This is a genomic window from Gordonia sp. IEGM753, assembly GCF_050321825.1.
GTDB lineage: Bacteria > Pseudomonadota > Gammaproteobacteria > Pseudomonadales > Pseudomonadaceae > Aquipseudomonas.
On record NZ_JBNQGB010000006.1, the window covers coordinates 336,444 to 351,426 of the forward strand.

The following is a 14,983-nucleotide window of genomic DNA, read 5'->3' on the forward strand; positions in this document are numbered from 1 at the left end:
TTTGTCCATTACACGTCAAGGCGTCGTTTGGCACGGGCGCGCAACGACAGGTACGCCAGGCCACTGAGCAAGACGATGCCCAGACCGGTCAGTACCAGCGTCCAACCCACGTGACGCGACAGCAGCCATTGCATGTATTTGAACGGCCCAAGTTCCCCCACGTAATACTGCTGGTCCGCGACCAATGGTTCGATGGTCTTGCCACGAACCACCACCAGGCTGCCCTGAATCGACTGGGTGTAATCTTCACCGCCGATCAACGCATTGGTCGCCTCAGCCAGGCCTTCCGGCTGCGCGCTGGCAATGACAACGACACTGCGACCGCTTTTTAGCGGCGACTCAAAACCGGTCAGGTAAGTGCTACGCTCGCCACCCGAAAAAGCCATCGCCAGCCGTGCCTTGCGCTGATTGGCTTCCGGGTCCGGGCTGAACCAGTCACGCACACGCATCGGCAGGTCAGACAGATGGAAACTTTGCTGGCCATTGAGATCGGATGCCGGCAGGCGATCTGCCCATTGTTTGAGCAAGGGTTGGTTGGCACCGGAGGCCAGCACCAGCAAATCTTTGTCGGCGGCGCTCGCCACCTGTGCGGCCTGGGTGACCACCACACCGGTGGCCGGGTAACCGGTGGATTGGCCGAAGCGACCGAGCACGGTCAAGTAGGCGTCGAGGTCTGCAGTGCCGGCATTGTCCGGCAGCACGACTGCAGTCTGTGACAAGTCCGCCAACCGGGTGAACGGGAACCCGGCGTCCTTGAAAACTCCCAAGTTGGGCATCGCCATGAAATGGTCGTAGCCGCTCAGGTCCAGTGTCGATTGCGGGTCAATGCTGCCGCGCATGTTGTCGATGATGATGTCACCGCACTCGCCCTGCTTGATGTAATCGAACATGTAGCGCAGTTGCAGTCGCGATTGCAGGGCCACCGAGTTAAGCGGCAGGCGCACGCTGACTTCACGCGCCAGATTGCCATCGCCTGCTTTCAACGCATTGAGCACACCGCTGTCGAGTTTGTCTTCGGACGGCAGGTTCTGTGACTTGATCAGCGCATCGTTGAAGCTGACGATAAACGACGAATTGGTCGATTTCTCTTGCGGCGTGTAGCGGTACTTGATGGTCAGGGGAGCGCCTTCATCACGCCAGGTAAACAGGTCCGGCGGGAAGTTCAGCGGCACCGTGATGTCGCCCGGGTTGTAGCCCGAGACATTGAATAGTTTGGCCGCCAGCAACTCACCAAGCTTGACCGGGCGATCGCTCGGCAACCAGTTCGGTGCATCGTATGGCTTGCGAGGTTGCGCTACGTCGAGACGGTCAATCACCACGCTGCTGCCGGACAACGCCTGGCTGCCCAACACCAATGCCGTCGCGGCACGCTTGAGCTCTGCACCGTCGCGACCGGTGATCACCAGCAATTTGCCGTTGATGTCATTCGGGTTGGTCATCACGGTCAACGTCGGGCCTTTAGCGGCCGGCAGGCTCAGCCCGCCAACCTGCAAGGCGTCAGGACCGCTGAGCAATACCACGGCGTTCCCCGTGGCTGGAATCTGATTGAAGCGTGAAGCGAACGTCGCACCGCGATAACTGGCCTGGGCACCGAACCACGACGACAGTGCGCCCGCGGCTTCCAGCGTGGTGTTATCGGGTGCAGTGGCAAACACGAATGGCAGGTTCAAGATCCGGGCATCGCGACGATCAAAGAACGGCAGCGGCATCAGCGACAGATCATTGGGCAAGGTCAGCGGCGTCACTTGAATATCGAGTTGGCTGGTGTTGCTGATTTTCGCCCACAGGCTTGAGTGCTGCGGGTCTTCGCAACCCATGGTGTAGTGGCCGACAAACTGCAGGCTCAAGCGGTTGAACTCGGTGATCAGGTGCGCCGGGATTTGCACCACCTGCTTTTGCATGACCCCGGCGTTTTCCTTGGGCAACGGCAAACTGGCAGCCACTTCATCGTTGACCATCACGTTGATCTGCGAAAGGTCCGCCAACAATGCAGGCGAGTAGGTGTACTGCAACGTCAGGTGCGCACCGGTCACGATCGAATCGGCCCGCACATCGAAGTTAACGCTGTCGGTGGACTCCACGCCGCGCAGGGACATCGGATAGTGACGGCCCAACTGCTTGAGGGTCAGGCTATAGCTGTTGGCATCTGCGGTGGCGTTGGCGGCCGGCGCGGATTCGGCAAACACCGTGGCGCTGCTGCCCAGTGCCAGCAAAGCGCACGACATACCTGCCAGCGCACGGCGCGTGTCGCGCAGGTTGCCGAAAGCGAAAGACTTCGAGTTCATCACTTGTCCAATACGTTTTCTAAGGTGGGTGAAGACGAGCGAGGGCGACGGAGTAAAATCCGCAGTTCCTTTAGCGTTGCCTTGAACAGTTCGTAGATGCCGCGCATGCCGATACCGGCGACGTCTCGCAACGCAACCAACGGTGTATCGACCTGACCGTGGCCCCAGGTCGATGCCCAGGTGTCGGCGCGCGAGAAGGTCAGGCGCACCAGTTCACTTTGCTGACGCAGTGTCAGCTGATCGAACTGCGCGCCCATCAATTCGCCGCGACTGAACACGATGATTGCCGGGAACACGCTGAGCTGTTGATTGCGGAACAGCGAAATCTGTATACGTTCGCCTTTGGGAACGCTGACGCCTTCGGGCAAGCGGAAACCCAGGCCTTTTTGCGAAAAGTCCACCGTCACGCCTTCAACCGTAGTGCCGTCCGCGCGGGTCATGCGCATCGGCAACGCGGCGGCGACACGTGGCTCGGAACGCACCTGCCGGGTTTCGCTGGCAACCGCCACCGAGGCACTGGTGATGATGATGTTGTAAACGGTCCATGCCAGGTTGATCAGGATCGTGGTGGTTGCGCCGTCTTCGCCGTGGATCAACTTCACCACACCAAAAATCAGGCCGGCGACGTTCAACGTCAGCAACACGATGTAGGGACGCGCGAGTTTCCACTCGAAGAATTTCTTGTCGATGATCCCGCCCTTGTCGGTCACGTTGAAGCCACCGAACTTGGGGTTGACCAGCGCCATCAGCACCGGGCCCATGATGTACCAGGCCAGCACCGTCTCGTAGACCTCGTTCCAGAACGAGTGGCGAAAGCGCCCCTGAATAGTGGAGTTGGTCAGGCTGGCATGCAGGATGTGCGGCAATACATAGGCAGTAATCATCAACGCGGATGCGTGGAAAATTTGCGCATCGAAAAACAGAAAAGCGAGCGGCGCGGTGAGGAATGCCAGGCGCGGCAAGCCGTAGAAAAAGTGCAGCATTGCGTTGACGTAACACAAGCGCTGCCCCAGGTTCAGGCCTTTGCCCAATAGCGGGTTATCGGTTCGGAAAATCTGCGCCATGCCCCGCGCCCACCGAATCCGCTGGCTGATATGCCGCGACAGACTTTCGGTCGCAAGACCCGCCGCCTGAGGGATCGCCAGGTACGCGGTGTTGTAGCCGGCCCGGTTGAGTTTGAGCGCGGTGTGGGCGTCTTCCGTCACGGTTTCAACCGCTACGCCACCGATCTCCAGCAACGGTTCACGGCGAATGACCGCGCAGGAGCCACAGAAAAACGTCGCGTTCCACAGGTCATTGCCATCCTGCACCAGGCCGTAGAACAACTCGCCTTCGTTGGGTACGGTACGGAAGGTGTTGAGGTTCTTTTCAAACGGGTCGGGCGAGAAAAAGAAGTGCGGCGTCTGCAACATCGCAAGCTTGGGATCCTTGAGGAACCAGCCCACACTGACTTGCAGGAAAGAACGCGTCGGTACGTGGTCAGCGTCGAAAATCGCGACAAATTCGCCACTGGTGACCTTCAGGGCCTCGTTGAGATTGCCGGCCTTGGCATGACGATTATTGTCGCGAACGATGTAGTTCACGCCGATCTGATCACAGAACACGCGAAAGTCATCCCGGCGACCGTCATCCAGCACGTGCACGCGCAACTTGTCCCGTGGCCAGTCGATGGCCTGGGCCGCGAAGATGGTGACCTTCACGATGTCGAGGGTTTCGTTGTACGACGGAATAAACACGTCGACCGTCGGCCACTCGCTGGGCGGGCCACTCATCAGCACCGGTTTGCGGCGCAGCGGCCACGCGGTTTGCAGGTAACCAAACACCAACACGATCATCGCGTACAGCTCGGCCATGACCAGGCCGTAACCGAACAGCATGTCCACCCAACCTTCAAAACCAAGGGTAGAAGTCAGCCGCCAGTACAGGTAACGCAATGAAGCGGTCAGCGACAGGCCGATCAGCATCAGTACGGTCAAGCGGCCCGGAATCTTGCGCAGCACCATGGCAACAATGAAGCAGCCAAGCGCAAAGCCGCACTGCGCGTACAAGTCGAATGGCACTGTGACAATGAACAGCGCCACCAGCGCCCACAGCACGGCCATGCTGACGGTCAGCGCACGCCGTGCAGCCAGCGGCCACCGATCAAGCTTATCGGACAAGGCCTGAGCCCAGCGTTGCGAACGGGTGGGTGCGGTAATGGGTTCGTCTGAAGTAGTAATCACGAGGCGTAAATGTCTGCAGTACCGGCGGTTTCGAGACGGGTCTTGAGTTGCTCGCTGAGCAGCATCAAGTCGTCACACGCGGGAGATAAGTCGGCGGCGCCGAGCGGATTGCGGCCGTAAGCCAGTGATTCGCCGAGGGCATGATCCAGCGAGATGACACCCAGCAGTTGCCCGCCAAGACGTCGTTTAAGCACTTCGAGCATGTCGCGGGAAAATTCACGGCCAGCATCGAATTGGTTGATGACGTAGCTGAACGTCGAAAACTGGGTTCGTGCGTCAGGCGCTGCGAGCGATTGTTCCATCGAGTCCAGGGTCAGGAAACTGGCCGCGTCGGCGGTCGTCACCACAACGATCTGGTCGGCCACCTGCAGCGCCTGCTCCAGATAAACGTTTTGACCCGGCGGGGTATCAAGAATGATCACGTCGTTTTCTTCGAGCGTCATGCGCGCCAGTTGGCGGGCCAACCAGTGACGATCGTTGACCAGGTACTGCTCCAGCGTACGACGCTCTGAACCCTTCAGCGCACCGTAAGGCAGCAGCAATGAGCGGGCGCCGCACGCCAGCAACACATCGCTCCAGTTTTTACCGGACAGGCTGGCACCGCCCATACCGGCCACATCGGGTTCAACGCCGAGGTGATACTGCAGCGCGTTTTGCGGATCGAGATCAATGGCTACAGTCCGCCCACCGGGCAGGTGCAGCGTGCTGGCCATGGCCGCGCTTATCGTGGTTTTCCCCACACCGCCCTTGTTTGAAACCAGCGCGATAACGTGGGCCTTGCACTTGGCGGGACGGCCCTGGGGCAGCGCCTGACGCAGCGCTTCGTCATTGCGCGCACGCGCTTCAGCCTGGCGCGCCAATGCGACCTCGGCCAATAGACGCCCAAGCGGTGCCGGAGTATTCGGTAGATCGCCAGACGCAGCAGCAGTCGCGGGAGTCAAAGACTTGACTACTACCGCCAGTTTGAGCGGCTCGGCCTCCAAAGGCTCTTCAACGACGGCTTCAACCACAGGCTGCGCGATTGGCTCATCGGCGACTGCGGACAACAAAGCCAATGGCTTTTCCTTGTAGTCGAAGTGGCTATCGAACTCTAGATAGCTGTCCGCACTTGCTCCAAACCTGTTGAACAGGTTCGATATGTCGTCGGTACGATGCATGTTGGATTGCCCCGAAAGCTGACTGGGTGTAAGCACGTTGCTCAAGACAATCCGTTGAAACGAGCGGTCAAAATCTATATCGTCAATATTTTGAACGGTGTCATCTTAATATTCATTCGCGATTAAAAAAACTGTTTTGATCGCCATAATTTTGACGACAAAATCGCTTTTCAAGCTCAAATGCGGCCATCAACACACGCTTTTCAGTCCTCTGAAAGCCGCGTGTTTGAAGGTTGACGCCATTGAATATCGCGAATTGTCGAAGCAAATAGCGGACCATATGAACTATCGCTATAAGTGTGACAACCCGCAGAATTTTGTATAAGTTTTTATAAATCAACGCTTTGTTTATCCATGCTGCAAAAACCGCGACCAGAATTACCGATGAACGGTCAAAAACCGGGCTTTTAGAGGGGCGGGATAGGTAATACGTGCCCTCAACGGGCGCGACGTTGGCTATGCTGCTGACAGCATGACGCCACTTCATTGACGAGGGATGATCGATGTTCTACGTGCAACGCGATGCGCAAGGCCAGATTGTGAGAGTGGAAGAGTCGAGTTATGACGACGCCAGCGAGACACTCGCCGCCGATCACCCCGACCTGCAAGCCTGGATGGCCAGTGAGGTCATGGCCAACAGCCTGAAACAACTCAAGCAAAGCGACCTGGAAATGATCCGGGTACTCGATGACTTGATACAGGTGCTGACCAGCAAAGGCGTGATTCGTGTCACCGACCTGCCGGCCGCTGCACAGGCCAAGCTTATGGATCGGTCCCAGGCGCGTGAGGCGTTGGGTGGGTTGAGCCATTTAGTCGATGACGACGAGAACGGGCTGATCTGACTCAACGGCCGCTTGCGCACAGCACGCAGGGCTTATTTCCAGGGCTTTGGCTCGCCCACCAAACGCCCTTGCACACCGTAAATTCCCATTTCGCGAATCACTGACAACTCCCCATCGGTTTCGACCAGTTCGGCGATCAGCGGCAGGTCGATGCTGTGCGCCGCGCGCTGAATGGCCTCGATGAACAAACGCTTGTCACTCTCCAGGTCTATGGCGCGGATGTAGCTGCCATCGATTTTCAGATAGGCCAGACCGAGACGCGCCAAGTTGCCGATCATGCTGAAGCGCCCACCGAAATGCTGCAGGCTCAAGGAAAAACCGAGCTCGCGCAACCGTTGGGTCAGGGCTTCCAGTTGCACCTGTTCGGGCAATTGCTCCTCGCCGATTTCGAGGGTCAGACGCGGCCCCAGATTGGAGTGCGCACGCAAAATGTCGAACACCTTGCCCAGCACTTGCGCGTCGCCAAGCGTTGCCGAAGACAGATTTAACGCCAGCGACTCTTCGTGCCCTGCCATTTGCTCCACCACCAATTGCAGCATCAGGCAGTCGAGCCGTGCGCTCCAGCCAAAACGCTCAAGCCATGGCAAGAAACGACCCGCGGGAATGACTTGCCCCTGATTGTCGATTAACCGCGACAGCACTTTGTAATGCAGCACCAACTGCGTGTCCTGGCTGGCAACCACTGGCTGGAAAAACAACTCGAACCGCCGCTGGGTCAATGCCTTGTCCAGCAAGTCGTGCCAAGCGTGATGGTCATCAGCTACGCTGGCCAACGCCGCGCGATCCAGGCACACCCAACTCGAGTCACCTTGCCCTTCGGCTTGCGCCAATGCCTGATCCGCCAACCCCAGGACCGCTTGCGGTGAATCGCCGTGAACAAATGGCGCCAGCCCGATAGAGGCCACCGACGCCACGTCTGTCGCACCGGTTGCATGCAAACTTGCCAATGCACTGTCGAGGTTTTGCGCCAATTGCAGCGCTTCCTCGCGCATCATTCCTGGCGCCAGCACGGCAAATTCGCCGCCGCGAATCCGCGTGACGAGGTTCAGTGTTTCCGGGTACCGAGCGCATTCGCGCAGGAGTTGCCCGGCCACTGCCTTAAGTAATTCGTCGGTGTGCTGACCGCCCATGCGCTGGTTCATACCGGCCAGATCCCTGACCCGTAACAGCAGCAGGTAACCCGAACTTGCCTGCTCCGGATCACTCACCCGGGCATTCAATTGCATCTCGAAATAGCGGCGGTTGGCAAGGCCGGTCAGGCTGTCCTGATAGGACTCGGCCCGCAGTTTTTCACTGCGCTCGGCTTGCTCCTGAAACAACGCCTTGAGCTTCTCGACCATCTGATTCATGGCCTGCACCACTCGCCGCAGTTCGGGTGTGCGTGGCAGATCCGGCAGGCTGAGAAATTCGCGACGAGCGATGGCGTGGGACTGCTGGACCATGTAATCCAGTGGCTTCAATTGACGGCGCAGCAACAACGCGCCGAGCGCTGCACTGACCGCACCGCAGATCAACAGCCAGCTCAAACTGCCCAACGCACTTTGCCAAAGCTTGGCCAGCGCGAACATCGGATGGCTGACCACTTCGACCCGCGCCGCTTGCTCCCAGCCACGACTGACGATTGCATCGCCACCGGCGGGTTCCAGGCCGATCAGTTTGACGAACCAATCCGGAACATTGCTCACCGCCGGAATGCCACTGCGCTCGGCAATGACTTTGTCGTTCGACAGATCGACCACGCGAATCGTCGCATAGTAGCCACTGTCGAAGATCGAACTGACCAACAACTCGACCATTGCCGGGTCATCGATGTTGGGGGTCAAGGACAGCGCCAGCGCCGTCGCCGCGTCCTGAGCATGCGAGCGCAACTGATTGACGTACTGGGCACGCGAGCTCTCAAGGCTGACCATGAAGCTGCCGGTGAAGGCGACGACCAGAAACAGACAGATAGCGATCAACAGTTGTTTGAACAATGACATCTGGGCGCGTACTCCTAATGGGTCGTCTCGACCGGAAAACCTTCGGCCTGCATTTTTTTCAGCACATCCTGCCAGCGCGAAAGGCGTTTGGTGTCGCCCACCTTTTTGTCACCCTTGGCGCCAGGCAAGTACAACCCTTCGGCGTTGAAAGAGTAGACCGGCAATAAATCGCTTCGCTGGCTCGCAGGTTTGATCGTATCAATCAGGCTATCGAGCACCAGCGGCATGGCCTCCGGGCTCGAGTAATAGGTCAGCACCATGTGCGCACGGTTCAGGCTCAACGCCTTGACGTAGGTGATGCGCAGTTTCTCGCTGGACACCCCGAGATGGCGCAGGCTGAAGTACTTGGCGATGGCGTAGTCTTCGCAGTCGCCGGCACCTTTCCATAACGCCTCGATGGGCGTTTCCCAATAATCGACTTGGTGCCACAAGTCGATGTCCTCTTCATAACGCATCTGCTTGTTGAAGAACAGATTGACCACTTTCAGCTGTTCCAGCTCACTGACCTGTTTTTGCGTGGCCAGCAAATTTTGCCAGGCATCGATACGTTGCTGCCCTTCGCCCAGCGGCCCGTAAAGCGCCTGAGCCCGTCGACTGATGAGCGAAAAATCCCAATCGGCATGCAGGCCGACCAGCATGACGCCGTTCAGGAGCAAGGCGCAGCACAGCCAGCGCAATATCCGGGGGACCGCAAAATGTGGCGCCAATGCAAGGCTTCCAGGGTGGCAGATGGACTCGGTTGAGGGGTGTAGCTTAGCGGGAAAACGACAATGGCACGATGAGATCACCGCCGACACGCTAAACTCTGTTCAAGTGGTCTAGAGCCAGTTTGACAACCCCTCCACCAGCCTCTAGTGTCAATTTTGGATCCAAAATAATTCAGTCATTCAGGGTGCGTAGTCGTGACTCAGAAGCCCAGCCCTCTTAGCAGCATCAAGGTTAATAGCCCAATTCCCGCTCACCTGGCACGCTCGGTAATAGAAGAAACCCTGCGCGCGGCGATTCTCGACGGACGCCTGCCGTGCGGCATCGCGTTGCGTCAGCAAGATCTGGCTGACCTGTTCGGGGTCAGCCGCATGCCGGTTCGCGAAGCATTGCGTCAGCTCGAAGCACAATCGTTGCTTAACGTGACGGCACACAAAGGTGCGGTGGTCGCGCCGTTGGTACAAGGCGATGCCGTGGAAACTTATGCGCTGCGCATCCTGCTGGAATCCGCGGCGTTGCGCTTGTCTATTCCTTTGCTCACCGCAGAGGACATCGAGCAAGCGGCCCACTTCATCAATCAACTGGAAACCGAAAGCGACTACACGGAAATTGGCCGGCTCAATCGTCTTTTTCACTTGGCCCTCTACCACAAGGCACCCAATCGCCGGCTCTTGAAGCTCGTAGAAGACGGGTTGAATGAAGAAGAACGCTTTTTGCGCTTCAACCTGCAAGCCATGGGGCTGGGTGAATTATCTCAGGAAGATCACCGGGCACTGTTGCGGGCGGTGGAACAACGCGATGTGGAACGCGCGGTGACATTACTCGAAAACCATCTCAACCGGGCGGTCGAAGTCATCACACGCTACCTCGACCGCCCTGATGCAGAGGATGGTTGCAAATTACTTAACCCTTGAAGACAATGCGACTAATTATCATTTGTGACGTCAGGCTGTCGCGTTCATGTCTTCCGCTCAATATGCAGTTAAGGCGCTTTACAGCAGCCACCACGGTTGGCTGAACACGTGGCTGCGCGCCCGATTGGGGAATGCGGCTGATGCGGCCGATCTTGCCCAGGACACCTTCGTACGTTTGCTGCAACGAACCGAACGGTTGGAGCTTACGGCTCCGCGCGCCTTTTTGCGGACCATCGCTCGCGGGTTGGTCATCGACCATTGGCGGCGTGAGGAAATCGAACGCGCTTACCTGGAAACCATTGCCCATCTGCCCGAGGCGCAAACACCCGGCGCCGAAGCCCGGGCACTGGTGCTTGAACTGCTGGAAAGCATCGCGCGCATGCTTGAAGGGCTGAAGCCAAAAGTGCGTCAGGCATTTCTGCTGGCGCAGTGCGAAGGGCTATCGCACAAGCAAATCGCCGAGCAGATGGGCATTTCGTTGCGCTCGGTGGAGCGCTACGTCGCCGATGCGCTCTATCACTGTTATGTGCTGAGGTACGAAACGTGAGGCCTGTGGATAACACATCATTGAGCCGCCACGGCGAGCCTCATCAGCAAGTGGTCAGGCAGGCCATCAATTGGCTGCTGAAGCTGCGCAACAATGCCGCCAATCCGAAGATCCGCCAGCAATGCGAAGTGTGGCGGGCCGAACATTACGAACATGAGCAGGCCTGGCAAAGGGTTCAATCGCTGCAAGCCGAGTTGAGCAGTAACCTGCGTGCGGTGCCCGGGGCCCAGGTCGCCTTCAACACGCTGGAAAAAAGTGCTCAAGGACTCGGACGGCGCCAGGCCCTGAAACTGCTCTCCGGCGCCTTGTTGATAGGCTCGGCGGCGTGGCTAAGCAAGGATGTGGTGAGTTGGCAGCAGTGGACCGCCGACTTCGCCACTGCCACCGGCGAACGACGCGGGTTTCAGTTACCCGACGGCACACGTCTGGAACTCAATACCGCCAGCACCGTGAATCTTGACTACACACCGCAACAACGGCTGATCAAATTGATTCGCGGCGAGATCATCGTGACCTGCGGTGGCATCGACGAAGGCTCAGCGTTTGATCGCCCGCTGCGCGTGCAAAGTCGTCACGGTGTCTACGAAGGTGTAGCAGCGCGATTCATCCTGCGCCAGGACAGCGACTGCACGCGCCTCAGCGTGACGGCCGGGATGGTCGCAATACATTCGCCACTGTCCGCCGATGGCCTGCCGATTCAGGTCCAGGCAGGCCAGAGTTATCTGATAGATCATCACCGGGCGCAGTTGGCGCCCGCACTCGACATGGACGTGGGCGCTTGGGTCGATGGATTGATCGTCACTCGAAATATGCGCTTGGGCGACTTTCTGAATGAGGTCGCACGCTATCGCCACGGTTATCTGAGTTGCGCGGCGGACATTGCCGACTTGCGGCTGTCCGGAGTGTTCCGACTCGAAGACACCGACAAACTGCTGGCGGTGCTGCCGCGCACGCTACCGGTGCGATTGCACTATCGCACTCGCTGGTGGGTAACCCTGGAGCGTCAAGTCTGACATTTTTTGGCGGGTTTTTCGTGCCTGTGCGGCTTAGTCAGTAAGCACCTCAATGCTGACTTCAGCGACTTCCTACGGACACCTAAAATGACTGTGCGCGCTACCCACCAAAACCCCATGGCTTTCACGGAGCAAACCGGCGTTCTGCGCCACGCCGTTCGTGCAGCATTGTTCTCCACGGCACTGGGCGTCGGACTGCTCCCGACGATTGGGGTCGCAGCACCGGCTAGCGAAACCAACAGCCATCGTTACTCCATCGCGGGCGGCGCGCTGAGCGATGTGCTCAACCAATTTGCGCGCCAGGCCGGCATCACGCTGTCGATGACACCTTCACAAACTTCAGGCCTTTCATCGCCAGGCGTCCAAGGCACTTATTCGACCGATCAGGCCTTGAGTCAGTTGCTTGGCGGTTCGGGCCTGGAAGCCGTCAGCCAGGATGGCAATAGCTATGTCTTGCGCGCCGTCTCCAACACTGAGGCACTGGCGCTGCCCACTACCGACATCCGGGGTTTTGCGTTGGGCAATGCGTTGGGCAGCATGGATGGCTACAACGCAACTCACAGCCAGATCGCGACCAAAACCAGTACCGCGCTGCTGGAAACCTCGCAAAGCGTTTCGGTAGTGACCCGCGAGCAGATGGACGATCAAGGTTCGCAAACCGTGTCCCAAGCCATGCGCTACACGCCCGGCGTACTGACCAATCCGTACGGCGCGACTCACCGCTACGACTACGTCGCGATGCGCGGCTTCAACGACGGTTCGGTGGACAACATCTACCTCGACGGCCTCAAATCCATGGGCGACAGCGGCACCTACAGCACCATGCAGGTCGACCCGTACTTCCTGGAGCGCGTCGATATCCTGAAAGGCCCGTCGTCGGTGCTTTATGGGCGCAGCTCGCCCGGCGGCCTGGTAGCGTTGACCAGCAAAAAACCGCTGTATGAACCCTACCATCAAGTTCAGGCGACGGTGGGCACTCAAGGCCAGCGCGGCGTGGGCTTCGACTTCAGCGGACCGGTGGATGACGACAAGCGTATTGCCTATCGCCTGACAGGACTGACGGATCAGTCCGACACGCAGTTCGACCACAATAAAGAAAAGCGCTTCGCCCTCGCGCCGACATTGAGCATCGACTTTACCGAAGACACTTCCCTGACCCTGCAAGCCTATTTGCAACATGACCCGGACGGCGGTTATCACGGCGGCCTGCCCGCCGACGGCACACTCCATCAACGCAATGGCAATCGCATATCCTCGCACTTCTTTGAAGGCGAACCAGGCGTTGATGGCTATCAACGTGATCAGCAGTCGTTCGGCTATCAATTCGAGCACCGCTTCAACGACGTCTTCACCGCGCGACAGAACTTCCGTTACCTGGATTCCAAGGTGAAGCTCGATCAGGTCTACGCCTATGGCTGGACCACACCCACCAGCAACGAATTGAACCGCTACTACTCGGGTGGTGACGAGAAGCTTCACTCGTTTATCGTCGACAACATGCTTCAGGCCGAATTCTTTACCGGCGCAACCAAGCACACCGTACTGATGGGGGCCGATTACCAACGCCGTAAAACCGTGGTCGACTGGACCAGCGGTGGCCTTGCACCCATCAATGCATTCAGTCCGGTGTACGGTAATTCGGCAATTGATTATTACAGCCCGACCAGTTACTTGCGCCGCTTGGAACAAACCGGCGTTTATCTGCAAGACTTGATCGAATTGGACAAATGGCGGTTCTCTCTTGGAGTACGCCAGGATTGGGTAGAAACCTCGGACGAGAATCGCCTTGCCGAAGTTGGGCGACCGGCAGGCACCGAAATCAGTGACAAACGAACCAAGCTGACTGGCCGCGCCGGGGCGTTGTATTTGTTTGATAGCGGTTTTGCGCCTTATATCAGCTACTCCGAGTCGTTCAATCCCAACTCCTACTCCGACAGTGCCGGCAACCCGCTGGCACCCACCGATGGGACGCAATGGGAAGTGGGCCTGAAGTATCAGCCGCCAGGCACTGATAATTTGTTTACCGCTTCGTTGTTCCGCATCGATCAGGAGAATCTCGCGACCAAACTGCCGCAGGAAAACTTCTATCGCGCGGTAGGTGCTGTTCGTTCCCAAGGACTCGAACTGGAAGCGCACATGCAGCTGACAGACAACCTCAAAGTGCTGGGCAGCTACACCTTCACCGACATCGAATATTCGAAGTCGATGATCAGCACCTTGAGCACGGCGAGTGACGTGATCGAGAACAAGGGCAACTCGCCGACCCAGGCGCCGCGCCATATGGCCTCTGTCTGGGCTGACTATAAGTTCGACAGCGCAGCACTTGATGGTCTGCGCCTCGGTGGCGGCGTGCGTTATGTCGGCTACAGCTGGGCTGACTCGGAGAACACCATGAAGGTACCGTCCTACACGTTGTTTGACGCCTCTGTTGGTTACGACTTGGGCAAGGTTGGATTGAAAGGTGTAGATGTGCGCCTGAACGCAAATAACCTGACCAACGAGTCCTACATAGCTTCCTGTGCGAGTTTGAACTTCTGCTACATGGGCGAAGATCGCAACGTCACCGCGACGGTAAGCTATCAATTCTAAATATCGTACACCTGAAAAAGCCAGCTCCTGTTTCCAGGCGCTGGCTTTGTCGTTTCTGCAGGATAATTTTCATGCGTGGAATACTGGTTTTACTTCATCGATACATCGGTTTGGCGACGGCGCTGTTTTTGTTGATGGCCGGGCTTACCGGCAGCACTATCAGCAGGCGTATGAGCGTGCGGTGGCTGAGGGTAAAAGACTGGGGCTGACCGCAGCAATCGGAGAGTTGTATTACAGCTTTGAGTACAACTTTTATGGAGCAGGCTTTGGCCAACACGATACACAAGCGCATGGAAAGTCCTGGTTGTTTTTCCATGGCACAGACGGACGCTTGCTAGGGCAGGAAATCGCGGGGCAGGGAACACTCGGAGAACGCTTCTATCGGCTGCAACTGCCGATACATGGCGGAAGGATCATCGGTTTCACCGGCCAAGTACTGATCGCAGTTTTAGGCGTTTTGATTGCGGTGCTGTCGGGGACAGGGATCTATATTTGGTGGCGCAAATTACTGGCTCGCCGCAGCAACCGGGCCCGCAGGCAATAACATTCGATGGGGCCCACGTCGAACCTTTCATAGACCCTGAAAAGACAAAACCCCTACCTGCATACGCAGATAGGTGTTTCGGAATTCAATCTTGACGATGACCTACTCTCACATGGGGAAACCCCACACTACCATCGGCGATGCATCGTTTCACTGCTGAGTTCGGGATGGGATCAGGTGGTTCCA

Annotated in this window: 12 protein-coding genes and 1 rRNA gene; 6 read left to right on the forward strand and 7 right to left on the reverse strand. The window is 57.8% G+C overall.

Annotation, left to right across the window (positions count from 1 at the left end; all coding sequences use genetic code 11):
• Positions 1-8: 8 nt before the first annotated feature.
• The 4 genes from bcsB to ACQR3R_RS25520 all read right to left on the reverse strand — a co-directional run bounded on the left by bcsB (position 9) and on the right by ACQR3R_RS25520 (position 6,151).
• Positions 9-2,285, reverse strand: a complete 2,277-nt coding sequence (bcsB, locus tag ACQR3R_RS25505) for a cellulose biosynthesis cyclic di-GMP-binding regulatory protein BcsB (RefSeq protein ID WP_428276631.1) — start codon at positions 2,283-2,285, stop codon at positions 9-11.
• The gene (gene bcsA / locus ACQR3R_RS25510) at positions 2,285-4,507 is read right to left on the reverse strand and encodes a UDP-forming cellulose synthase catalytic subunit (protein ID WP_428276633.1); all 2,223 of its coding nucleotides are present in this window, start codon (positions 4,505-4,507) and stop codon (positions 2,285-2,287) included. Before bcsA ends, bcsB begins: the two co-directional genes overlap by 1 nt.
• Positions 4,504-5,664, reverse strand: a complete 1,161-nt coding sequence (bcsQ, locus tag ACQR3R_RS25515; RefSeq protein ID WP_428276635.1) for a cellulose biosynthesis protein BcsQ — start codon at positions 5,662-5,664, stop codon at positions 4,504-4,506. Before bcsQ ends, bcsA begins: the two co-directional genes overlap by 4 nt.
• A 112-nt stretch (positions 5,665-5,776) precedes the next feature.
• Entirely contained in the window at positions 5,777-6,151 is a 375-nt protein-coding gene (locus ACQR3R_RS25520) for a hypothetical protein (protein ID WP_428276637.1), read from the reverse strand.
• 16 nt (positions 6,152-6,167) lie between these two features.
• Here ACQR3R_RS25520 and ACQR3R_RS25525 point away from each other — a divergent pair, with 16 nt between their 5' ends.
• Positions 6,168-6,506 carry a hypothetical protein gene (locus tag ACQR3R_RS25525; protein WP_428276639.1) on the forward strand — a complete coding sequence of 113 codons (339 nt, stop codon included), beginning with the start codon at positions 6,168-6,170 and terminating at the stop codon, positions 6,504-6,506.
• Positions 6,507-6,538: 32 nt separating this feature from the next.
• Here ACQR3R_RS25525 and lapD read toward each other — a convergent pair whose 3' ends face one another.
• Together lapD and lapG are read right to left on the reverse strand one after the other, a co-directional pair.
• Positions 6,539-8,485, reverse strand: coding sequence for a cyclic di-GMP receptor LapD (gene lapD, locus ACQR3R_RS25530; RefSeq protein ID WP_428276641.1), 1,947 nt, complete (start codon positions 8,483-8,485; stop codon positions 6,539-6,541).
• Positions 8,486-8,499: 14 nt separating this feature from the next.
• Positions 8,500-9,282 (reverse strand): cysteine protease LapG, encoded by a 783-nt coding sequence (gene lapG, locus ACQR3R_RS25535; RefSeq protein WP_428276643.1) that lies wholly within the window; start codon positions 9,280-9,282, stop codon positions 8,500-8,502.
• A gap of 105 nt (positions 9,283-9,387) precedes the next feature.
• Here lapG and ACQR3R_RS25540 point away from each other — a divergent pair, with 105 nt between their 5' ends.
• The 5 genes from ACQR3R_RS25540 (at position 9,388) to ACQR3R_RS25560 (ending at position 14,797) form a co-directional block, all read left to right on the forward strand.
• Entirely contained in the window at positions 9,388-10,104 is a 717-nt protein-coding gene (locus ACQR3R_RS25540; RefSeq protein ID WP_428276645.1) for an FCD domain-containing protein, read from the forward strand.
• A 46-nt stretch (positions 10,105-10,150) separates the two neighbouring features.
• Positions 10,151-10,651, forward strand: coding sequence for a sigma-70 family RNA polymerase sigma factor (locus tag ACQR3R_RS25545; RefSeq protein WP_428276647.1), 501 nt, complete (start codon positions 10,151-10,153; stop codon positions 10,649-10,651).
• Positions 10,652-10,656: 5 nt separating this feature from the next.
• Entirely contained in the window at positions 10,657-11,664 is a 1,008-nt protein-coding gene (locus ACQR3R_RS25550) for a FecR domain-containing protein (protein ID WP_428276649.1), read from the forward strand.
• Between the two features lie 87 nt (positions 11,665-11,751).
• Entirely contained in the window at positions 11,752-14,253 is a 2,502-nt protein-coding gene (locus ACQR3R_RS25555; RefSeq protein ID WP_428276651.1) for a TonB-dependent siderophore receptor, read from the forward strand.
• A gap of 46 nt (positions 14,254-14,299) precedes the next feature.
• Positions 14,300-14,797, forward strand: coding sequence for a PepSY domain-containing protein (locus ACQR3R_RS25560; protein WP_428276653.1), 498 nt, complete (start codon positions 14,300-14,302; stop codon positions 14,795-14,797).
• 89 nt (positions 14,798-14,886) lie between these two features.
• Here the strand turns inward: ACQR3R_RS25560 and rrf are convergent.
• Positions 14,887-14,983 (reverse strand): 5S ribosomal RNA (gene rrf, locus ACQR3R_RS25565); the annotation flags it as partial.